Origin of the sequence: Enterobacter cloacae complex sp.6700776 (assembly GCF_048284255.1) — a bacterium.
In the GTDB taxonomy this organism is placed as follows: Bacteria; Pseudomonadota; Gammaproteobacteria; order Enterobacterales; family Enterobacteriaceae; genus Enterobacter; species Enterobacter intestinihominis.
The window spans coordinates 1-19,951 of the sequence record NZ_JBLVYK010000031.1; the positions used below are offsets into that span (position 1 = coordinate 1).

Sequence of the window (19,951 nt, forward strand, 5' to 3'; positions counted from 1 at the left end):
AGTGAATACGCAGCATGGTCTCCAGCGGATAGGGCCGTCGGCCATTGCCCGCCTTGGGATAAAACGGCTCGATGACAGCGGTCATATTCTGCCATGGCAAAATCTGCTCCATGCGGGAGAGGAAAATCTCTTTTCGGGTCTGACGGCGCTTAGTGCTGAATTCACTATCGGCGAAGGTGAGTTGATGGCTCATGATGTCCCTCTGGGATGCGCTCCGGATGAATATGATGATCTCATATCAGGAACTTGTTCGCACCTTCCCTAAGTCACCGGCGGCTTGCCTGCCACACATTGAACATTACAGACCAATTAGCACTTTGTCACCGGGGAAAGATGTAAAGATTATGTATAAATAGATTGGCTTAGAAGTGACATTTCAACTTTGGAGAAACAGGTGACATTTTAAACTTGCTTTAACAAAATTTTGGGACTGACCGAAACAAAAAGGCCAGCCCCGGAGGGCTGGCTATTCAGTACAGGGCAATGACAGGTTTCTTGATGCCGCAGGCGTGAGCGTAGCGGGTCAGTGTGTCGATGCTGGCTTTGGTGATGTTGTTTTCCAGGCGAGAAATAACCGGAGGTGTAACCCCCATGCGTTCAGCAACCTGCGCTTTTGTCAGGTTGTCATGCTTGCGCCATTCAGCAAGCAGCTCCCTGAGCTTTTCCTTACGTTCTTCTTCCTGCCATGCAGCGCGATATTCATCGTCCTGCATCCACTCGTTATGCAGTTCTTTATGGCTTACCAGTTTCATTAAGTACCTCCGCTAACCGCTTTTTGGCGAGATCGATTTCTTTCGCTGGCGTTTTCTGTGACTTCTTGATGAAAACACGGAGCATGATGATGGTATTGCCTTTGTGGTATACCCAGATTCCCCTGGCTATGTCCGTCCCCATCGTGCGGATCTCAAAAAGTCCATCGCCCAGGGGCTTCGTGTCCGGCTCCCGCAGTAATCGGGCGTCATACTCCAGTTTGCCGATGAGACGGTCAAACTTCACCCTGATTTTTACGGGTAATGCTGTGGCTTCTTCCCTGGCTTCCGGGTGATAAAGAACGCTAAACATGTGACCTCCCATTTCTATTAATATTAACCTATAGGCTAATTTCAGACAAGGTAGAATTAACCTACAAGCTAATTTTGTTGGCAGTTATCGTGGCTACCCGGTCACTACCCTGTTAGCGTGAGTTTTCGTTCCACTGAGGAACGGGGATTTATGCGCGTTAGCGCATGTAAGGCGGCAGGATGAAATGACAGGTAGCACCGAGGGTTAGCCGCCGATACCAGTGAGGGATCGAAAGGGATCGCCTATCCATCCCTTCACCCTGCAAAGCCATATTCCGCTAAAAGCGGCTCAGAGGCTTTTGTGCGCGGTCGGAGTGGTCACAACAAGGCGAAGCCGCAGTTGGGGCGTATCTCCGCGTTAGCGGGTCGTAAGAGCCGCTTACGAGCGTGTAGGGGTCAGTTTGGATATAGAGAATTATTGTACGGTAAGCCTGTTTTTTGAACAGACTTACCTATAGCAATAGGGTGTACTCCCGCGCTATACAGCGTTTTCAGGGGATTTTGTCTTAATCGGATAACCTAAATGCGATACAGCAAGAGCGACAACCTAAAAGCGATAGCCACTGACGATAAATCAATCACTTACGCATCCGAATTGGTTGAATAATGTGCTTAACGTACAAAAATTTCCGATCTCCAAACTGACCCCAATAACAACAGCAGCAGCTGGATGCGCGCGAAGCTGGCGGCCTATCGTAATAACCCGGTTAAACTCAAAGATTGATCGATTAAGATCGTGTTCTTTGTCTGAAACGGAAAAGCCGACGCGTTATGCGTCGGCTTTTGTTTTTTGGTTTTCCACGGTGGCGGCGCGCTGCGTCTGTCCGGGCTACCGATTATGCGGCTGTCTGGTAGCCCGGACAGGTGCGCAGCACCGCCTCCGGGAATGACTCAGGCCGTGCGCCACTTGCGCGTCAGCGGCTTCTCAATTTCCACAATCAGGAACATCACAAAACCGATAATAAAGGTGATCACCCAGTAGCGGAACGGCAGCGCTTCGGTACCGAACAGCATCTGCATAAACGGCGCGTAGATAATCAGCAGTTGCAGCACCAGCAACACGCCGCTGACAATCCAGATACCCCGGTTCGCCAGCAGCCCTTTGCTCAGTGAGAAACCATCCGCCACCCGGCAGTTGAGCATATAAAACCACTGTGCGGTGACCAGCGTCTGCAACAGTACGGTGCGGATAAACTCAGGTGAGTAGCCTCGCGGCTGTAGCCAGGCCTCCAGCACAAAGGCGCTCACGGAGATCATCGAACCGACAAAAATTACCCGCCAGATGGCAAAGCCGTCCATCACATGCAGCTTAGGATCGCGCGGCGGACGGCGCATGATGTTCTTTTCACCGGCTTCGAACGCCAGACCAAACGACAGCGTGGCCGACGTCGCCATGTTCATCCACAAAATCAACACCGGCGTCAGCGGAATCAAATTCCCCGCCAGCAGCGCGATAATGATTAACAACCCCTGCGCCAGGTTGGTTGGCATAATGAACAAGATCGTTTTCTTCAGGTTATCGTAAACCCGCCGCCCTTCCCTGACTGCACTGGCGATGGTGGCGAAGTTATCATCGGTCAGCACCATATCAGCGGCCTCTTTGGTCACTTCGGTGCCCTTGATGCCCATCGCGATACCAACATCGGCCTGCTTCAGCGCCGGGGCGTCGTTCACCCCATCACCGGTCATCCCGACCACCTCTTTCCTGCTTTGCAGCGCCTGAACCAGACGGAACTTATCTTCCGGACTGGTACGGGCAAAAATATCGAATTTCTGCGCCGCTTCACTCAGTTGGGTATCGTCCATCACCTCCAGCTCGCGCCCGGTAATGGCGTTCCCGGCGTTGCCGATCCCCAGCATCTTGCCGATACTCATCGCCGTTTGCGGGTGGTCCCCGGTGATCATCTTCACGCGGATCCCCGCCTGCAGGCAGTCGCCGATAGCGGTAATGGCCTCTGGTCGCGGCGGGTCCATCATCCCGGCGATCCCTAACAGAATGACGCCATGCTGCAAATCCTGATGGGTGAGTTCGGTTTGCCCGTCAGCCGCCGGTTTCCACGCTGCCGCCACCATGCGCAGCCCTTCCCGCGCGTACTCTTCAATTTTCGCTTCCCAATACGGCTGGTCCAGCGGCTCCAGCCCATGGTCGGTTTGCTGATGCTGACACAGGCGGAACAGCACATCTGGCGCACCGGTAATTAAAATCGTCTCCTCATTGCCGATGCGGTACAGCGTTGACATATATTTGTATTGCGAATCAAAGGGGATCTTACTGCGCAGTTCGGTGCTCGCCGGCGAAAGCGTCACTTTCGCCGCCAGCACCTTCAGCGCCCCTTCCGTAGGGCCGCCAGTGATTTTCCACAACCCGCTTTCATCTTTGATTAGCTGGCTGTCGTTACACAGGTCGATGGTGCGCAGATAGCGCTCCAGCAGCGTGCCCGGCGCGACGGTTATCGGGTCCGGCTCATCGATCGGGTGAATATTCCCAACCGGCTCGTAACTGTCCCCTTCCACCCGATAGACTTTATCGGCGGTGATAACGGCCTTAACCGTCATCTCGTTCATGGTCAGCGTCCCGGTTTTATCCGAGCAAATAACCGTCATCGCCCCTAGCGTTTCGACCGTCGGCAGCTTGCGGATAATCGCCTTCTGCCGGGCCATGGTTTGCACGCCAAGCGAGAGGATAATCGAGATAATCGCCGGCAGCCCTTCCGGTACCGACGCCACCGCCAGGCTAATCAGCGACAGCATCAGTTCAGAAACCGGCATATCGCGGAACAGCAGGCTAAAGACGAATAGCGCAGCCATCATCACCAGAATGATGATAAAGATGGCTTTGCCGAGCTTATCCATCTGCACCAACAGCGGAGTACGGTGTTTCTCGATATCCGCCATCATCTGGTTAATGTGGCCCAGCTCGGTATCGCCACCGGTTGCCACCACCAGGCCTTTGCCACCGCCGGAGCTTACCGTGGTGCCTGAGAACAACAGGTTCGTCCGGTCACCCAACGGCAGTTCGCCGCTAAGCGCTTCGGTACTTTTCTCCACCACCGTTGATTCACCGGTCAGAATCGCCTCTTCCACCCGTAGGTTATGCGCTTCGATAACCCGCAGGTCTGCTGGAATGCGGTCGCCGGCGCGGATCACCACGATATCGCCGGGAACCAGCGCCGTGGTCGGAATGGTTTCATGATTCCCCTGACGAACCACCACCGCTTCGCTGGAGAGCATATTGCGAATGCTCTGGAGCGATTTTTCGGCGTTACTCTCCTGAATATGACCAATCAGGGCGTTGATCACCGCCACGCCGAGGATCACCAGAGTATCGACCCAGTGGCCCATCACCGCCGTCAATAGCGCCGCCGCCAGCAAGACGTAAATCAGCACATTATTAAAATGCGCCAGAAAACGCAGCCATGCCGGTTTACCCGCTTTTTGCGGTAGCGCATTTTCACCGTACTGCTGTAAGCGCGCCGTCGCTTCAGCGCTGCTGATGCCATCGGGAGTGCTGTTGGTGCTGGTCAGGGTTTCATCCACGGAGAGCTGATAAAACGGGCCGCCCGGTTTTTCTGTATTCATAGTTATCTCCTCACTCCTGTAACGGAAATCAGGACAGCCTCAGGCTGCCCTTAGCGCACCACAAAAACCGGCACATGGGCATAACGCACGATACTTGCCGCCTCTGAACCCAACAGATGGGTTTGAATATTGGGATTGCGTGAGCCAATGATCACCACATCCGCCTTCAGTTCATCTGCCAGTTTCGTCACTTCATCGCGGACGTTGCCGCTGCGAATATGAATCTGGACATCGCTTTCCTTCAGAGAGAGTTTATTGATGAGTTCAGCGAGTTTTTCTTTTGAATTATTAACCAGATAGTCTTCCATTTTTCGCGCATCGGAAATAAATCCGCGCGTCAGTGCAGGAGAAAATGTCGGGATGACGTTGAGTAAATGAATCTGCCCGGAGGAGCTTTGCGCGAGGAATTGAGCATGGGACAAAGCCTTGTCCGCAAGGCCGGTTTCAAACACATCAACCGGGACGAGGATATTTTTATACATAGAGACAATCCTTTTATTACCTATAAAAAAAGGTGGTGAAAACAGCGCAGACAATGGCGCTGAGGAAGAAATCTCGATTCGAAGTATGATGGGTATAATTAAACGTAGCACACGGCGATTAACATTATTAAGATGCCAATTAATATATTGAAAAATATCACAGACTCAGTCGACCTCAGACAATTCAACTGAAAACCCAGCAAAATCGTCAACATTACCGCAAATTTTACTCTTTTTAACATTTCCTTTTTTCAACGACTATGCTCATTATCAGAGGCCTGCGCGCCTCTAAAAACCATTCAACAATTATGTAGATAAGAATCTACTTAGCACAAGGTTGATACCAGAGGAGGAGCAATGTTCGGCTACAGCCTGTTTCGCCTGAGCCTGTTTATTGCCCTGGCAATAATCGCCTGTACGGCTTCCGGGTTATTTACCTATTTAGTGGTCTCAGCGCTGGCTGAATAAAGCCGGCATTTGTGAAAAATATGTAAAATAAAACCTTTAGCACCGAGGGGAATACAGTGAACCGTTATTTTTCTCTCATTCCCGTTGTTATTTTAATAACAACGGCTTGCGATCAGAAAGCACCGCAAGTTACCCCGCTGCCGCGGATGGTAAAAGTTGCGGATGTCGTCGCCATTGGTGATTCACAGCAGCGCATTTTTCCTGCCCGTATTGAATCCGGGGATTCTACCGATCTGTCGTTCAAACGCGGCGGACAGATTGAATCCCTTGATGTGCGTCAGGGAGCCAGTATCTCTCAGGGGCAAGCGCTCGCCCGGCTCAACGCCCGGGAAGCGCAGCAACGCGTCAACGAACGGCAGACCGCAGCAACCCTCGCTCAGCGGCAGTTCGACCGCTTCCAGACGCTGGCCGGTCGCCAGGCCATTTCAAAAGCGGAAATGGATATCCAGCGGGCCAACCGTGATTCCGCCAACGCTGCGCTAAAAATCGCCCGCGAAGAGCTAAGTCAAATGACGCTCACCGCGCCGTTTAGCGGTATTGCCGCCAGCGTCCCGATCCGTAATCACCAGGTTGTCGCCGCCGGACAGCCGATCGTCACCCTGACGCGAACCGATCTGCTCGACGTGGTGTTCAGCATTCCGGAGAATCTTTTTACGACTATTGATATCCGCAATGCGCAGTATCGTCCGGTGGTGAAAATCAACTCTATGCCGGACCGTCAGTTCACCGCCGAATATAAAGAACATACCGGTAGCAGCGACAGCAACACTCTGACCTGGCAGATCATTTTAACCATGCCGCGCCCGGCCGATTTTCCGTCAGTGGGCGGCGTGAGTGGGACCGTGACGGTCAATCTGGCAAACCTGCCCGCCAGCGCGGGCGATAAAGCCGTCGTGGTGCCGGTTGAAGCGGTATTTAATCCGGATAATCGCCAGCGCAATGAGCCCCACGTCTGGGTAGTTAAAGGCGAAGGCGAACAGCTACAGCTTGAGGACAGAAAAGTTGGCGTCGGCCAGGTCACCTCTCAGGGAGTGGTCATTACCGAAGGGCTTAGCGTCGGCGAGCGCGTCGTGGCGGCAGGCGTCAGTGAACTGCATGCGCAGCAACCGGTTCGAATCTGGACGCGTGAACGAGGTTTGTAATGGATATCTCTCGTCAGTTTATTAACAACCCGATTCGCGTCTGGCTGACTATTTTACTGCTGGGCATCGGGGGTATTTTCGCCCTGCTGAATATCGGTCGCCTGGAAGACCCGGCGTTTACCATCAAGACCGCCGTGGTCATCACCCACTATCCGGGAGCCTCGGCGCAGCAGGTTGAGGAAGAAGTCACCCTGCCGCTGGAGAACGCGCTGCAACAGCTGCCCTATCTGGACAACGTCAGCTCAATTTCCTCCAATGGTCTGTCGCAAATCACCGTCAATATCGCCTCGAATTATCACTCCAGCGAGCTGCCGCAAATCTGGGATGAGCTGCGCCGTCGGGTAGGAGACGCCGCCCGGATGTTCCCGCCCGGCGTGGCCTCCCCCTTTGTGAACGACGATTTTGGCGATGTCTTTGGCTTCTTCTTTGCTATCTCCGGCGAGAGCTTTACCAACCCTGAGCTGGTCCGCTACGCCGAGCAGCTCAGGCGCGAACTGGTGCTGGTTCCCGGCGTTGGCAAAGTCGCTATCGGCGGTGCGATCCCACAACAAATCAATATCGATATCTCGCTGGCAAAAATGACCGCCCGCGGTATCACGCTCAACCAACTGGCGGCAATCCTCAGTCGCTTGAACGTAGTGTCTAACGCCGGTGAGATTAAATCCGGCAGCGAGTCAATTCGCCTGCATCCAACGGGGGAGTTTGAAAATCTCGACGAGCTGGGCGATTTGTTAATCAGCCCGCACGGCTCAGGTTCAGCGACGCGATTGCGCGATATTGCCACGCTATCGCGCGGACTCAGCGAATCTCCTTCCAGCATTTATCACGCTAATGGCCGCCAGGCGGTCACTATGGGGGTGTCGTTTATTCCCGGCGTCAACGTCATTGACGTTGGTCGCGCGCTGGAAAGCAAACTGGATCAGATGTCGGCGGAAAAACCGGCAGGGATCAAAATTGACCTGTTCTACGACCAGGCTGCAGAAGTGGCTCACTCGGTGAACGGCTTTATCACTAACTTCCTGATGGCACTGGCCATTGTCGTCGGCGTGCTGCTGATCTTTATGGGCGTGCGCAGCGGTATCATTATTGCCCTGTCGTTAGCGCTTAACGTGCTCGGTACGCTGCTGATTATGTATCTGTGGGGCATCGAGCTACAGCGTATCTCGCTGGGGGCGCTGATTATCGCCCTGAGTATGCTGGTCGATAATGCCATCGTCATCGTCGAAGGGGTACTCATTGCCCGCCAGCAGGGGTCGACGCTGCTCACGGCGATTAATTATGTGATTCGCCGCTCGGCGCTGCCGCTGCTGGGGGCGACGGTGATTGCTATTCTCGCCTTTGCGCCGATTGGCCTGTCGCAGGACTCCACCGGAGAATACTGCAAATCACTGTTCCAGGTGCTGCTGATTTCACTCATGCTGAGCTGGTTCTCAGCGTTAACCATCACGCCAGTACTGATTAAATGGTGGCTGTTCAAAGGGCAACAGCCGCCTGCTGAAACCTCGGATACCGACCCCTACAGCGGGCGCTTTTATCGCATTTATCAGCAGATTCTGCACACCCTACTGATGCGCAAAGCGATCACCCTGACCGTCATGGCGGCGCTGCTGGCAGCTTCAATATGGGGATTCGGCTCGGTGCGGCAGAACTTTTTCCCCTCATCGAACACGCCTATCTTCTTTGTTGACCTCTGGCTTCCCTATGGCACTGATATTGCGACAACCGAAAAGATGGCCAGCGATATTGAAACCTCGATTAACGGCCAGCCGGGCGTTGTCACCACCATCGCCACCGTTGGTCAGGGCAGTATGCGTTTTATCCTCACCTACAGCGGGCAACGGCAATACAGCAACTACGCGCAGATCATGGTACGCATGGACGACCAGCGCAGTATTAACGCTCTGACGCAGCATGTTGACAGCTATATTGCGCGCAACTATCCGCAGGTTAATGCCAGCAGCAAACGCGTGATGTTCGGCCCTTCCGGCGATAGCGCCATTGAAGTGCGCATCAAAGGCCCGGATCCCGACCGCCTGCGCCTGCTCGCCAGCCAGGTGGGCGATATTCTCTCCGCAGACCCGGCCACCGACGGCGTGCGCAACGACTGGCAGAACCGCAGCAAGGTTATCCGCCCACAATATTCCGCCAGCTTAGGCCGCGAACTGGGAGTAGATAAACAGGATATCGATAACGCGCTGGAGATGAATTTCTCTGGTAGCCGTGCGGGACTCTATCGCGAAGGGGCTGACCTGCTGCCGGTGGTGGTTCGCCCACCAGCCGCCGAGCGCCAGGATGCTAACCACCTGAATAATGTGCTGGTCTGGAGCCAAAACCGCCAGCAGTATATCCCGCTCAGTAACGTGGTCAGCGGCTTTAATCTCGAGTGGGAAGATCCTTTGATCCTGCGCCGCGACCGCAGCCGCGTACTGACCGTGCAGACCGACCCCGATCCGCTGAGCAATCAAACCTCAGGCGATATTCTGGCGCGCGTGAAGCCGCAAATCGATGCCCTCGCCCTACCGCACGGCTACAGTATTGAGTGGGGCGGCGACGCGGAGAATTCCCGCGAAGCGCAGCAGGGGTTGTTCACCACCCTGCCGCTGGGTTACCTGGTGATGTTTGTTATCACTGTGCTGATGTTCAGCTCGCTGAAAAACGCGATCGCTATCTGGCTGACGGTGCCGCTGGCGCTGATTGGCGTAACGCCAGGCTTTTTGATTACCGGTATTCCTTTTGGCTTTATGGCATTGATAGGCTTGCTTAGCCTGAGCGGGATGTTGATTCGTAACGGCATCGTGCTGGTTGAGGAAATTGAGCAGCAGAAGCAGGAAAAAGCGCAGCAGGAAGCCATTATTTATGCCGCCACCTCGCGTCTGCGCCCTATTCTGCTGACCGCCTTCACCACCGTTCTCGGTCTGGCCCCTTTATTATTGGATGTCTTCTTCCAGAGTATGGCGGTAGTTATTATGTTTGGTCTGGGTTTTGCTACTATTCTGACGCTGCTGGTTCTGCCAGTGATTTACGCCTGTTTCCATAATAAGAGCCTATCCCAGTAGGCGTATATTGTTGCAGCCAGTTTGGGCACGGACAGCGCGCAACAACCGAAGCGTACACGCAGTACGTGAGGCTTGTGAGCACTGCCCAGGACCAAAATGGCAAATAAAATAGCCTAATGGGATAGGCTCTAAGGATATGAAGCCACAATAATGAACAGTACCGGATTAAATATTATTAAAACGCTGGGATGCATGACGGCGGTGACCTTCTTCACCATTTATAACACCAGGGATCACTATGATTACGACTATCACTGGATCCTCGGTTTTCTGACGTTTATTTCGACCATAGCCACGCCGCTGTTTTTTGTGGTGGCGGGCTATCTGGATTCGCAGTCACGGCACGATGCGCAGTGGCAAATGGGTAAAATCAAAAGCGTAGTTATCGTCTTCCTGTTCTGGATGACAGTGTACTATCTCTGGGAACCCTACCAGCGCGGTTATCTTATCCAGCCGTGGTTTGTTTTTGCCTTTATTGTGATTTACACCTTTCATCCGCTTATCGAGTGGCTCAGCCAGCGACGCAAGCTATTTTTCGGCGTGGTATTTGCGCTGCTGTTGCTCTCATATGGCTACGATCTGCTGTCCGCGCTGTATCCTGATGTTCATGCGCTGAGCCTGGCCCCGCAGTACCGTTTGTGGACCTGGCTGCTGTTTTACCTGACCGGCCAGCTGTTCAGCGATCCGCTGGTCGCCAGTTGGCTGACCCGCGAGAGAGTGGTGAAAGGCGCGATGATCGCCATTCCGTTTATTTATCTCTTCACCTGGTTTTACGAGCGCCATTTCTTCTTCGCCCTGTTTAAGGCTGACAGAAATGCGTTCATTCTTACCGGATCACAAATTTATATTTTGGTGGTGGCGCTGGTGATTGCCGCCAACGGCGTGCGGTTTCGTAAAAACAGCGAGTTTAAAGAGACCATTCTGGCGACTATCAGCAAAACGATGACCGGCGTCTATATTCTTCACTACTCCGTTTTTCATCTGCTGACCGCGCTTATCCCAATTAGCTCGCTGGGAACCAAGTTAATGCTGATTGTCCTGACGTTCATCGCCTCGGTGTTAATTTCAATGCTAGCGCTGTCCAATTCGCTGGTGAAAAAGGTGATTACGATTTGATGCCCTCTTAAAAACCGTAGCGCAGCCACGCAAACAGCACGTTGCCGTTATTGTAGGTGCCGGGAATATAGGTGAACTGCACGCTCAGGCGGCGATAGCTGGCGGAAAAGAGCGGCAAAATAATCGGTAGCGGTACGTAGTTGGCGAAGTCTTCTCGGGCGGTGATCCCGGCGGTCACCCCAAGCCCCAGGCGAAAATCGCGACTACTGTCCAGATACCAGCCCTTCTCCCAGCCGTAGCCGATAATCGGCTGCCACTCGTTGTGCGAATCCTTAAACATCATCGCGTAGAGTGAGCTCCAGTTACCTTCTTCGTTATATCTTGAGACACCAAATCCCCCGCCCCACGGCATCTCATTGTAGTTATCGGTTTTCTCTTTATCGTACATAAAGCGGTTGTGCCAGCTGAGAAATGGCAGATACAGGTCGTAGTTTTGCGGCTGATTCCAGGTTTGCGAGACATCGTCTTTTAGCCAGTTCCACCAGCCGCTGACGCGTTGTTCGCCATAAACCTTTGTTTCCGCCTGTACCGCAAAGGCGAAAATAAACAGAGTTCCCCACACTATCCGCAGACAACGTCGCATTGTTTTATCCTTAAAGGGGTCGTCTCAGAATTCGGAAAATAAAGCACGCTAAGGCGTAGTCACCCCGTGACTCCCCCGCGCCGATGCAGCGAGCTTCGTTCCGTCTTGCAGTGACGCAATCAGCGGGCAGGAAACGTTCCCTTTCCGCGCATGGCAGGCGCACACCAGTTCAGACAGCACGGCCTCCATGCGTGCCAAGTCGGCCATCTTCTCGCGCACATCCTTGAGCTTGTGCTCGGCCAGGCCGCTGGCTTCCTCGCAATGGGTGCCATCCTCCAGCCGCAGTAGCTCGGCGATTTCGTCCAGGCTAAAGCCCAGCCGCTGGGCCGATTTCACGAACCGCACTCGTGTTACATCCGCCTCGCCATAGCGGCGAATGCTGCCATAGGGCTTGTCTGGCTCCGGCAGCAGGCCCTTGCGCTGGTAGAACCGGATGGTCTCCACATTGACCCCGGCCGCCTTGGCAAAAACGCCAATGGTCAGATTCTCAAAATTAATTTGCATATCGCTTGACTCCGTACATAACTACGGAAGTAAGCTTAAGCTATCCAAACCAAATTTGAAAGGACAAGCGTATGTCTGAACCACAAAAGTCTGAACCACAAAACGGGCGCGGCGCGCTCTTCGCCGGTGGGCTGGCCGCCATTCTTGCGTCGGCCTGCTGCCTGGGGCCGCTGGTTTTGATCGCCTTGGGGTTCAGCGGGGCATGGATCGGCAACCTGACGGTGCTGGAACCCTATCGCCCGATCTTCATCGGCGCAGCGCTGGTCGCGCTGTTTTTCGCCTGGCGGCGCATCTACCGCCCGGCGCAAGCCTGCAAACCGGGTGAGGTCTGCGCGATTCCCCAAGTGCGAGCTACTTACAAGCTCATTTTCTGGATCGTGGCCGCGCTGGTCCTGGTCTCGCTCGGATTTCCCTACGTCATGCCATTTTTCTATTAATCACAGGAGTTCATCATGAAAAAACTGTTTGCCGCCCTCGCCCTCGCTGCCGTTGTTGCCCCCGTGTGGGCCGCCACCCAGACCGTCACGCTGTCCGTGCCTGGCATGACCTGCGCCTCTTGCCCGATCACTGTCAAGCACGCGCTTTCCAAGGTTGAGGGCGTGAGCAAGACCGACGTAAGTTTCGACAAGCGCCAGGCCGTCGTCACCTTCGACGATGCCAAGACCAACGTCCAGAAGTTGACCAAGGCGACCGAGGACGCGGGCTATCCGTCCAGCCTCAAACGCTGATCCGTTAACCGAACTCGGGAGCGACACATGGGACTCATCACGCGCATCGCTGGCAAAACCGGCGCGCTCGGCAGCGTCGTTTCCGCGATGGGCTGCGCCGCCTGTTTTCCTGCCATCGCCAGCTTTGGCGCGGCCATCGGACTGGGCTTCTTGAGCCAGTACGAGGGGCTATTCATTGGCATCCTGCTGCCGATGTTCGCCGGCATCGCGTTACTCGCCAATGCTATCGCTTGGCTCAATCATCGACAGTGGCGACGCACGGCGCTCGGCACGATAGGCCCGATCTTGGTGCTGGCAGCGGTGTTTTTAATGCGGGCTTACGGCTGGCAGAGCGGTGGACTGCTCTATGTCGGCCTGGCCTTGATGGTTGGGGTGTCGGTCTGGGATTTCATCTCGCCAGCACATCGCCGCTGCGGGCCGGACAGCTGTGAATTGCCAGAACAACGTGGCTGACGGCAACAGCCGTAGCCACCACAGAAAAGGAAAAATACATGACCACCCTGAAAATCACCGGGATGACCTGCGACTCGTGCGCGGCTCACGTCAAGGAAGCCTTGGAGAAAGTGCCCGGCGTGCAATCGGCGCTGGTGTCCTATCCGAAGGGCACAGCGCAACTCGCCATTGAGGCGGGCACGTCATCGGATGCGCTGACTACCGCCGTGGCCGGACTGGGCTACGAGGCAACGCTTGCCGATGCGCCACCGACGGACAACCGCGCCGGCCTGCTCGACAAGATGCGCGGCTGGATAGGGGCCGCTGATAAGCCCAGTGGCAACGAACGCCCGTTGCAGGTCGTCGTCATTGGTAGCGGTGGAGCCGCGATGGCGGCAGCACTGAAGGCCGTCGAGCAAGGCGCGCAGGTCACGCTGATTGAGCGCGGCACCATCGGCGGCACCTGCGTCAACGTCGGTTGTGTGCCGTCCAAGATCATGATCCGCGCCGCCCACATCGCCCATCTGCGCCGGGAAAGCCCATTCGACGGCGGCATGCCACCCACACCGCCGACGATCTTGCGCGAGCGGCTGCTGGCCCAGCAGCAGGCCCGTGTCGAAGAACTCCGTCATGCCAAGTACGAAGGCATCCTGGACGGCAATTCAGCCATCACCGTTCTGCACGGTGAAGCGCGTTTCAAGGACGACCAGAGCCTTATCGTTAGTTTGAACGAGGGTGGCGAGCGCGTCGTGATGTTCGACCGCTGCCTGGTCGCCACGGGTGCCAGCCCGGCGGTCCCGCCGATTCCGGGCTTGAAAGAGTCACCCTACTGGACTTCCACCGAGGCCCTGGCGAGCGACACCATTCCCGAACGCCTTGCCGTAATCGGCTCGTCGGTGGTGGCGCTGGAGCTGGCGCAAGCCTTTGCCCGGCTGGGCAGCAAGGTCACGGCCCTGGCGCGCAATACCTTGTTCTTCCGTGAAGACCCGGCCATCGGCGAGGCGGTGACAGCCGCTTTCCGTGCCGAGGGCATCGAGGTGCTGGAGCACACGCAAGCCAGCCAGGTCGCCCATATGGACGGTGAATTCGTGCTGACCACCACGCACGGTGAATTGCGCGCCGACAAGCTGCTGGTCGCCACCGGCCGGACACCGAACACGCGCAGCCTGGCATTGGAAGCGGCGGGGGTAGCCGTCAATGCGCAGGGGGCCATCGTCATCGACAAGGGCATGCGCACCAGTAGCCCGAACATCTACGCGGCCGGCGACTGCACCGACCAGCCGCAGTTCGTCTATGTGGCGGCAGCGGCCGGCACTCGTGCGGCGATCAACATGACTGGCGGCGATGCGGCCCTGGACCTGACCGCAATGCCGGCCGTGGTGTTCACCGACCCGCAGGTCGCCACCGTGGGCTACAGCGAGGCGGAAGCACATCACGACGGGATCGAGACCGACAGTCGCCTGCTAACACTGGATAACGTGCCGCGTGCGCTTGCCAACTTCGACACACGCGGCTTCATCAAGCTGGTCATCGAGGAAGGTAGCGGACGGCTCATCGGCGTGCAAGCGGTGGCCCCGGAAGCGGGTGAACTGATCCAGACGGCGGTGCTCGCCATTCGCAACCGTATGACCGTGCAGGAACTGGCCGACCAATTGTTCCCCTACCTGACCATGGTCGAAGGGCTGAAGCTCGCGGCGCAGACCTTCAGCAAGGACGTGAAGCAGCTTTCGTGCTGCGCCGGATGAGGAAAAGGAGGTGTTCAATGAGCGCCTACACAGTGTCCCGGCTGGCCCTTGATGCCGGGGTGAGCGTGCATATCGTGCGCGACTACCTGCTGCGCGGATTGCTACGGCCGGTCGCGTACACCACGGGCGGCTACGGCTTGTTCGATGACACCGCGTTGCAACGGCTGCGCTTTGTACGGGCTGCCTTCGAAGCGGGTATCGGCCTGGACGCACTGGCGCGGCTGTGCCGGGCGCTGGATGCTGCGGACGGTGACGGTGCGTCTGCGCAGCTTGCCGTGTTGCGGCAACTCGTCGAGCGTCGGCGCGAGGCCCTGGCCAGCCTCGAAATGCAACTGGCCGCCATGCCAACCGAACCGGCACAGCACGCGGAGAGTCTGCCATGAACAGCCCAGAGCACTTGCCGTCTGAGACGCACAAACCGATCACCGGCTACTTGTGGGGCGCGCTGGCCGTGCTCACCTGTCCCTGCCATTTGCCGATTCTCGCCATTGTGCTAGCCGGCACGACGGCCGGCGCGTTCATCGGGGAGCACTGGGGTATTGCAGCCCTCACGCTGACCGGCTTGTTTGTCCTGTCTGTGACGCGGCTGCTGCGGGCCTTCAAGGGAAGATCATGACCGCTTCCCAGCCAGCCGAGAGTGGGCAGCTTTGAGCTTCGCTACCAATCTGGAGGAGTACCACCATGAACGCAAACGCCCCGAACACTGCCAGTTGCACCACCTGCTGCGTATGCTGCAAAGAAATTCCGCTCGATGCCGCCTTCACCCCGGAAGGCGCGGAATACGTCGAACATTTCTGCGGGCTGGATTGCTATGAACGCTTCCAGGCACGCGCCAAGGCCGCGACAGAATCTGACATTGCGCCTGTCCCTGGCGGTTCGCAGCCGTCAGATTGAGGCATAGCTTAACCGGACACCTCGGCCTCTGTGCCTTTACTGCTTTTCGGTACAACCGTCAAGAACAGGCAGAGCGCTCCGATAGTTATCGCCACATCAGCGAGGTTGAAGGCGGGCCAGTGCGCAAGTCGCCAATGGAAGTCAAGGAAATCAACAACCTGTCCACGCAGCACACGATCCGCGACATTGCCCAGCGCACCGCCGAGGATCAGGCTGTAGCCCATCGCTTCGAGACGTGGCCGTTGCTGGCACAGCATGCGCCCCAGCCAAGCAGAAACAGCCAGACCCAGCGTGATGAAAAAGTAACGTTGCCAGCCACCAGCGTTCGCCAAAAAGCTGAATGCCGCACCCGGATTCAGGACATGAACGAGGTTGAAAAACGGGGTGATTTCGACTTGCTCACCGTAGGCAAACGTGCGGATGATGGCGAACTTCGTGAGCTGATCGGTCATGACAGCACTGGCGGCCACGGTGAACCAGACCCAAGCCGATGTGCGGCGGGCCGATTGCCACACAGGGGCGGCCAACGGCAGCAACCACCCGGCGAGTGCCGTGCAGCTCCATCCCAGCGTCCACCCCGCCAACACATCGGCCGGAAAGTGCATTCCGGCCGCGATGCGCGACCAGCCGACCAATGTGGCGTACAGCATTAAACTGAGACGACCACGGCGGCCCATCAAAGGCCAGAGCGCACCGACCACCATCGCGGCATAGGTGGCATGCCCGCTGGGCAGGCTGTAGTGAAGCTCTTTGTCCCCGATGACGCGCGCCAGGTCGCCAAGGACGGCAGGCGGGCGTGGAAAGTCGAACCATAGCTTCAAGGCGGTGGCGACCAATAACGCCAGCAAGAAGGCCGCGCTAAAACCAATAAGGCGATGCCGAACGGCCGTACCACGCGCCGGGTTTGTAGCCGATTTCGACCACCACCACAGACCCAACAGCATCAGCGGCGCTGTCCAGTAACTTCCCACGAGGCCAAAGAACCATGCCAGTGGTTTCAGCGTGGCGGGCGTGCCTGTGTTGATGGCTTGAAACAACGCGATGTTCAGGCCACCCCAGTCATAGAGAAAGAGTTTCCAGCTCATCGGCGCAACAACCTCAAGCCGTTGCCGACAACAAGCAAGCTGGCACCCATATCGGCGAACACAGCCATCCACATGGTCGCGTGACCCGTGAAGGTGAGCACCAAAAATACCGCCTTGATGCCAAGGGCCAGCACAATGTTTTGCATCAGCACCTGTGCTGTCGCACGCGACAGGCGCACGAAGGTCGGAATCTTGCGCAGGTCATCGTCCATCAGGGCCACGTCGGCGGTTTCAATAGCGGTATCTGTGCCCGCCGCTCCCATTGCAAAGCCAATGTCCGCACGCGCCAAGGCCGGTGCGTCGTTGATGCCATCACCGACCATGCCAACCTTGCCGTTTCTGGACAATTGCTCCACTTCGCGCAGTTTGTCGTCGGGCAGTTGGTTGCCTTGCGCGCGGTCAATGCCGGCTTGTGCGGCGATGGCCTGTGCCGTGTGGGGGTTATCGCCGGTCAACATCACGGTGTTGATGCCCAGAGCATGCAGCTCGGCGATGGCTCTCTTGCTGCTGTCCTTGATGGTGTCCGCAACGGCGAATAAGCCATGTACCCCTTTTGCGCCCACCAGCATCACGACGGTCTTGCCAGCGGTTTCCAGCGCAGCGATGCGCTGCTCCAGCTCTGGTGTGCACTGCCCCAGCTCTTCGAGCATCCGGTGGTTGCCCAGATGGTAGGTCGCACCGTTGATTTGGCCTTGCACACCCCGACCGGGCAGCGCGTTGAATTCGGCCACGTCGAGCAAGGCAACCCCGTCCGTCTGCGCGGCCTGTGCCACCGCCTTGGATACAGGATGGTCCGAGCGGGCCGCCAGACTGGCAGCGATGCTGCGGCTGTCCGAGGCGAGTGCATTGCCCCATGTGACAAAGTCGGTCTGTGCGGGCTTGCCGTGCGTGATCGTGCCGGTCTTGTCCAGAGCCAGCCAGCGCAGCTTGCGGCCTTCTTCCAGATAGACGCCACCTTTGATGAGAATGCCGTGGCGGGCGGCGGCGGCCAGGCCGCTGACGATGCTGACCGGTGTAGAGATCACCAGTGCGCACGGGCAGGCGACCACCAGCAGAACCAATGCACGGTAGATCCAGTCGAGCCATGCCGCACCCATGAACAGCGGCGGCAACAACGCGACGGCGATGGCAACGCCGAATACAACGGGGGTGTACCAGCGGGCGAACTGATCGACAAAACGCTGAGTCGGCGCACGACTACCTTGCGCAGCCTCTACCGCGTGAATGATCCGGGCCAAAGTGGAGTTGTTGGCCAAGGCGGTGACGCGGTACTCGAACGAGCCGGATTCGTTGATCGTGCCAGCGAACACCGAATCACCGGGGGATTTTTCGACCGGGAGGCTTTCACCCGTGATCGGGGCTTGGTTGACGGCAGAGCGGCCTTCCAGCACCTCACCATCAAGGGCGATGCGCTCACCTGGTTTGACCCGGACGCGGGCGCCGATGGTGATTTGCTTGGCGCCCACCTCGCGCCATGTGCCGTCAGCCTGCTGTACCGTGGCCTGTTCCGGGGTCAGGTCGAGCAGGCCACGGATAGCGTTACGAGCGCGATCCAGCGATTTGGCTTCGATTACCTCGGCCAGCGCGAACAGTACCATCACCATTGCCGCTTCGGGCCAGTGGCCGATCAACATGGCACCCGTGACCGCAATCGACATGAGGGCGTTCATGTTGAGATTACGGTTCTTGAGCGCGATCCACCCCTTCTTGTAGGTGGAGAGGCCACCCGTGAAGACCGCGACAAGCGCCAGAACGACAACCGACCAGTGATTGCCGTTGTGGAGCCAGTAGACCGCCTCGGCCGCCGATGCAGTGACCAAGGAGATGCCCAGCGGCCACCAGTTGGTCGGCGTGGTCACAGGGGCGGCGGATGGAGATGCGACCTCTGCCGTGTCCACGACCTGCGCCTCGAATCCAAGCGCTTGCAGTGCCACGAGCACGTCTGGCAGAACCTGGTTCGCATGGCGTACCGACAGCGTGCGCTGCATCAGGTTGAAATCGAGATCAGCAACACCGGCCACGGTGCCGAGCTTGTTGCGGATCAACGTCTCTTCGGTCGGGCAATCCATCTTGGCAATGGACAGCTTGGTCGTCTGCTCGGCCGACGCCTGATCCATGCGCACAGCTTGCATGCCGATGGCCTTCAGCGCCTGCTCGACGGGAGACAACGAAGGCAATTCGTGTCGCACGGTCAAGGTACGTTGCATCAGGTTGAATTCAAGACCCGCCACCCCCGCCAGACCGGCCAGTTTGCTTCGGATCAGCGCCTCTTCGGTCGGGCAATCCATGTTCTCGATGCGGTACACCGCTTGAGCCGATCCGGTTGCCAGCGGGGCCGGTGCCGTGGGTTGGATGATCGGCTCAGTCGTGCAGCCACACCCCTTTGAAGCGCATTCGCTCATGAGTAACTCCTGAAAATCTTCTATTCAGCCTCCATTAAAATCTCTATAGTCACTATAGAGTCAAGTGATAATTGGAGATTGATGCATGGAAATCAGAATTGGCGACCTCGCCAAGCGCTCTGGGTGCGAGGTCGTGACCATCCGCTACTACGAGAAGGAAGGGCTACTGCCAAAGCCAGCGCGAAGCGGTGGCAACTTTCGGTTGTACGGTGAGGCGCACATTGAGCGCTTGCAATTCATCCGTCATTGCCGTTCGCTCGACATGACGTTGAGCGAGATTCGCGCATTGCTGGGTCTGCGAGACAACCCGATGCAGGACTGTGGGGAGGTCATCACGCTGCTGGAGGCCCATATTCAACAGGTGGAAATGCGTGTGTCCGCGCTGTTGCAGTTAAAACGGCACTTGGTTGATTTGCGCGAGAAGTGTTCTGGCTCTCGATCTGTAGAGGCGTGCGGCATTTTGCAAGGGTTGGGCAATTGCCATGGTGAAAGTGCCACGAACAGTCAAACATCTGGGTAAGTAAGGGCTTAGCGTGCTTTATTTAATGAGATGGTCACTCCCTCCTTCCCGGTACTATGCTGAGGACAGGCTTTCATTCGGAGAACTATCATGGAAAACATTGCGCTCATTGGTATCGATCTGGGTAAAAACTCTTTCCATATTCATTGCCAGG

General features: G+C 56.8%; 20 protein-coding genes and 1 pseudogene. 12 read left to right on the forward strand and 9 right to left on the reverse strand.

The window, feature by feature from the left end:
* From ACNQ0T_RS22400 to ACNQ0T_RS22420, 5 genes and pseudogenes are all read right to left on the reverse strand, one after another.
* Positions 1-193: pseudogene (locus tag ACNQ0T_RS22400) on the reverse strand (IS5/IS1182 family transposase); the annotation flags it as partial.
* A gap of 277 nt (positions 194-470) precedes the next feature.
* On the reverse strand, positions 471-752 hold the full coding sequence (locus ACNQ0T_RS22405; protein WP_000780222.1) for a helix-turn-helix domain-containing protein: 282 nt from the start codon (positions 750-752) through the stop codon (positions 471-473).
* A complete protein-coding gene (locus ACNQ0T_RS22410; RefSeq protein ID WP_016156492.1) occupies positions 733-1,062 on the reverse strand; it encodes a type II toxin-antitoxin system RelE/ParE family toxin in 330 nt (109 codons plus the stop codon). The genes ACNQ0T_RS22405 and ACNQ0T_RS22410 overlap by 20 nt, the downstream gene beginning before the upstream one ends.
* Before the next feature lie 890 nt (positions 1,063-1,952).
* Positions 1,953-4,640 carry a cation-transporting P-type ATPase gene (locus ACNQ0T_RS22415; protein WP_417930379.1) on the reverse strand — a complete coding sequence of 896 codons (2,688 nt, stop codon included), beginning with the start codon at positions 4,638-4,640 and terminating at the stop codon, positions 1,953-1,955.
* A 50-nt stretch (positions 4,641-4,690) separates the two neighbouring features.
* Entirely contained in the window at positions 4,691-5,122 is a 432-nt protein-coding gene (locus tag ACNQ0T_RS22420) for a universal stress protein (RefSeq protein ID WP_016241528.1), read from the reverse strand.
* Between the two features lie 524 nt (positions 5,123-5,646).
* Here ACNQ0T_RS22420 and ACNQ0T_RS22425 point away from each other — a divergent pair.
* The 3 genes from ACNQ0T_RS22425 (at position 5,647) to ACNQ0T_RS22435 (ending at position 10,904) form a co-directional block, all read left to right on the forward strand.
* Positions 5,647-6,732 carry an efflux RND transporter periplasmic adaptor subunit gene (locus tag ACNQ0T_RS22425; protein ID WP_016241530.1) on the forward strand — a complete coding sequence of 362 codons (1,086 nt, stop codon included), beginning with the start codon at positions 5,647-5,649 and terminating at the stop codon, positions 6,730-6,732.
* Entirely contained in the window at positions 6,732-9,788 is a 3,057-nt protein-coding gene (locus tag ACNQ0T_RS22430) for an efflux RND transporter permease subunit (protein ID WP_016241531.1), read from the forward strand. Before ACNQ0T_RS22425 ends, ACNQ0T_RS22430 begins: the two co-directional genes overlap by 1 nt.
* A gap of 192 nt (positions 9,789-9,980) precedes the next feature.
* On the forward strand, positions 9,981-10,904 hold the full coding sequence (locus ACNQ0T_RS22435; RefSeq protein WP_024196075.1) for an acyltransferase: 924 nt from the start codon (positions 9,981-9,983) through the stop codon (positions 10,902-10,904).
* Between the two features lie 7 nt (positions 10,905-10,911).
* Here the strand turns inward: ACNQ0T_RS22435 and pagP are convergent, their stop codons facing one another.
* Together pagP and merR are read right to left on the reverse strand one after the other, a co-directional pair.
* The gene (gene pagP, locus ACNQ0T_RS22440; protein ID WP_045270086.1) at positions 10,912-11,487 is read right to left on the reverse strand and encodes a lipid IV(A) palmitoyltransferase PagP; all 576 of its coding nucleotides are present in this window, start codon (positions 11,485-11,487) and stop codon (positions 10,912-10,914) included.
* Between the two features lie 48 nt (positions 11,488-11,535).
* Positions 11,536-11,991, reverse strand: coding sequence for an Hg(II)-responsive transcriptional regulator (merR, locus tag ACNQ0T_RS22445; RefSeq protein WP_001166628.1), 456 nt, complete (start codon positions 11,989-11,991; stop codon positions 11,536-11,538).
* A 71-nt stretch (positions 11,992-12,062) separates the two neighbouring features.
* Here merR and merT point away from each other — a divergent pair, with 71 nt between their 5' ends.
* The 7 genes from merT to ACNQ0T_RS22480 all read left to right on the forward strand — a co-directional run bounded on the left by merT (position 12,063) and on the right by ACNQ0T_RS22480 (position 15,790).
* The gene (merT, locus tag ACNQ0T_RS22450; RefSeq protein ID WP_001294656.1) at positions 12,063-12,428 is read left to right on the forward strand and encodes a mercuric ion transporter MerT; all 366 of its coding nucleotides are present in this window, start codon (positions 12,063-12,065) and stop codon (positions 12,426-12,428) included.
* Positions 12,429-12,443: 15 nt separating this feature from the next.
* Positions 12,444-12,719, forward strand: a complete 276-nt coding sequence (merP, locus tag ACNQ0T_RS22455) for a mercury resistance system periplasmic binding protein MerP (protein ID WP_000732275.1) — start codon at positions 12,444-12,446, stop codon at positions 12,717-12,719.
* Positions 12,720-12,746: 27 nt separating this feature from the next.
* Positions 12,747-13,172, forward strand: coding sequence for an organomercurial transporter MerC (merC, locus tag ACNQ0T_RS22460; protein ID WP_000522996.1), 426 nt, complete (start codon positions 12,747-12,749; stop codon positions 13,170-13,172).
* Between the two features lie 38 nt (positions 13,173-13,210).
* A complete protein-coding gene (gene merA / locus ACNQ0T_RS22465) occupies positions 13,211-14,896 on the forward strand; it encodes a mercury(II) reductase (protein ID WP_000209296.1) in 1,686 nt (561 codons plus the stop codon).
* Between the two features lie 17 nt (positions 14,897-14,913).
* Entirely contained in the window at positions 14,914-15,279 is a 366-nt protein-coding gene (merD, locus tag ACNQ0T_RS22470) for a mercury resistance co-regulator MerD (protein WP_001277466.1), read from the forward strand.
* Positions 15,276-15,512: a broad-spectrum mercury transporter MerE gene (gene merE, locus ACNQ0T_RS22475; RefSeq protein WP_001087807.1), complete on the forward strand. Its 237-nt coding sequence runs from the start codon at positions 15,276-15,278 to the stop codon at positions 15,510-15,512. The genes merD and merE overlap by 4 nt, the downstream gene beginning before the upstream one ends.
* Positions 15,513-15,577: 65 nt before the next feature.
* Positions 15,578-15,790, forward strand: a complete 213-nt coding sequence (locus tag ACNQ0T_RS22480) for a DUF3330 domain-containing protein (RefSeq protein ID WP_000993245.1) — start codon at positions 15,578-15,580, stop codon at positions 15,788-15,790.
* A gap of 8 nt (positions 15,791-15,798) precedes the next feature.
* On the opposite strand, the gene lspA is transcribed toward ACNQ0T_RS22480, so the two are convergent.
* A complete protein-coding gene (lspA, locus tag ACNQ0T_RS22485; protein WP_000118563.1) occupies positions 15,799-16,875 on the reverse strand; it encodes a signal peptidase II in 1,077 nt (358 codons plus the stop codon).
* Complete coding sequence (locus tag ACNQ0T_RS22490) at positions 16,872-19,277, reverse strand: heavy metal translocating P-type ATPase (RefSeq protein WP_001287661.1); 2,406 nt, start codon at positions 19,275-19,277, stop codon at positions 16,872-16,874. Before ACNQ0T_RS22490 ends, lspA begins: the two co-directional genes overlap by 4 nt.
* A gap of 85 nt (positions 19,278-19,362) precedes the next feature.
* On the opposite strand from ACNQ0T_RS22490, the gene cadR reads away from it, so the two are divergent.
* Together cadR and ACNQ0T_RS22500 are read left to right on the forward strand one after the other, a co-directional pair.
* Positions 19,363-19,797 carry a Cd(II)/Pb(II)-responsive transcriptional regulator gene (gene cadR / locus ACNQ0T_RS22495; RefSeq protein ID WP_000405672.1) on the forward strand — a complete coding sequence of 145 codons (435 nt, stop codon included), beginning with the start codon at positions 19,363-19,365 and terminating at the stop codon, positions 19,795-19,797.
* A 90-nt stretch (positions 19,798-19,887) separates the two neighbouring features.
* Positions 19,888-19,951, forward strand: a 64-nt coding sequence (locus ACNQ0T_RS22500) for a hypothetical protein (RefSeq protein ID WP_225666470.1), incomplete at its 3' end; no start/stop codon positions are given.

Excerpts from the sequence above, each read along its gene's own strand:
- ACNQ0T_RS22405 (WP_000780222.1), bottom strand. The coding sequence starts at position 752 with ATGAAACTGGTAAGCCATAAAGAACTGCATAACGAGTGGATGCAGGAC.
- ACNQ0T_RS22410 (WP_016156492.1), bottom strand. The coding sequence starts at position 1,062 with ATGTTTAGCGTTCTTTATCACCCGGAAGCCAGGGAAGAAGCCACAGCA.
- ACNQ0T_RS22415 (WP_417930379.1), bottom strand. The coding sequence starts at position 4,640 with ATGAATACAGAAAAACCGGGCGGCCCGTTTTATCAGCTCTCCGTGGAT.
- ACNQ0T_RS22420 (WP_016241528.1), bottom strand. The coding sequence starts at position 5,122 with ATGTATAAAAATATCCTCGTCCCGGTTGATGTGTTTGAAACCGGCCTT.
- ACNQ0T_RS22430 (WP_016241531.1), top strand. The coding sequence starts at position 6,732 with ATGGATATCTCTCGTCAGTTTATTAACAACCCGATTCGCGTCTGGCTG.
- ACNQ0T_RS22435 (WP_024196075.1), top strand. The coding sequence starts at position 9,981 with ATGACGGCGGTGACCTTCTTCACCATTTATAACACCAGGGATCACTAT.
- pagP (WP_045270086.1), bottom strand. The coding sequence starts at position 11,487 with ATGCGACGTTGTCTGCGGATAGTGTGGGGAACTCTGTTTATTTTCGCC.
- merR (WP_001166628.1), bottom strand. The coding sequence starts at position 11,991 with ATGCAAATTAATTTTGAGAATCTGACCATTGGCGTTTTTGCCAAGGCG.
- merT (WP_001294656.1), top strand. The coding sequence starts at position 12,063 with ATGTCTGAACCACAAAAGTCTGAACCACAAAACGGGCGCGGCGCGCTC.
- merP (WP_000732275.1), top strand. The coding sequence starts at position 12,444 with ATGAAAAAACTGTTTGCCGCCCTCGCCCTCGCTGCCGTTGTTGCCCCC.
- merC (WP_000522996.1), top strand. The coding sequence starts at position 12,747 with ATGGGACTCATCACGCGCATCGCTGGCAAAACCGGCGCGCTCGGCAGC.
- merA (WP_000209296.1), top strand. The coding sequence starts at position 13,211 with ATGACCACCCTGAAAATCACCGGGATGACCTGCGACTCGTGCGCGGCT.
- merD (WP_001277466.1), top strand. The coding sequence starts at position 14,914 with ATGAGCGCCTACACAGTGTCCCGGCTGGCCCTTGATGCCGGGGTGAGC.
- merE (WP_001087807.1), top strand. The coding sequence starts at position 15,276 with ATGAACAGCCCAGAGCACTTGCCGTCTGAGACGCACAAACCGATCACC.
- ACNQ0T_RS22480 (WP_000993245.1), top strand. The coding sequence starts at position 15,578 with ATGAACGCAAACGCCCCGAACACTGCCAGTTGCACCACCTGCTGCGTA.
- lspA (WP_000118563.1), bottom strand. The coding sequence starts at position 16,875 with ATGAGCTGGAAACTCTTTCTCTATGACTGGGGTGGCCTGAACATCGCG.
- ACNQ0T_RS22490 (WP_001287661.1), bottom strand. The coding sequence starts at position 19,277 with ATGAGCGAATGCGCTTCAAAGGGGTGTGGCTGCACGACTGAGCCGATC.
- cadR (WP_000405672.1), top strand. The coding sequence starts at position 19,363 with ATGGAAATCAGAATTGGCGACCTCGCCAAGCGCTCTGGGTGCGAGGTC.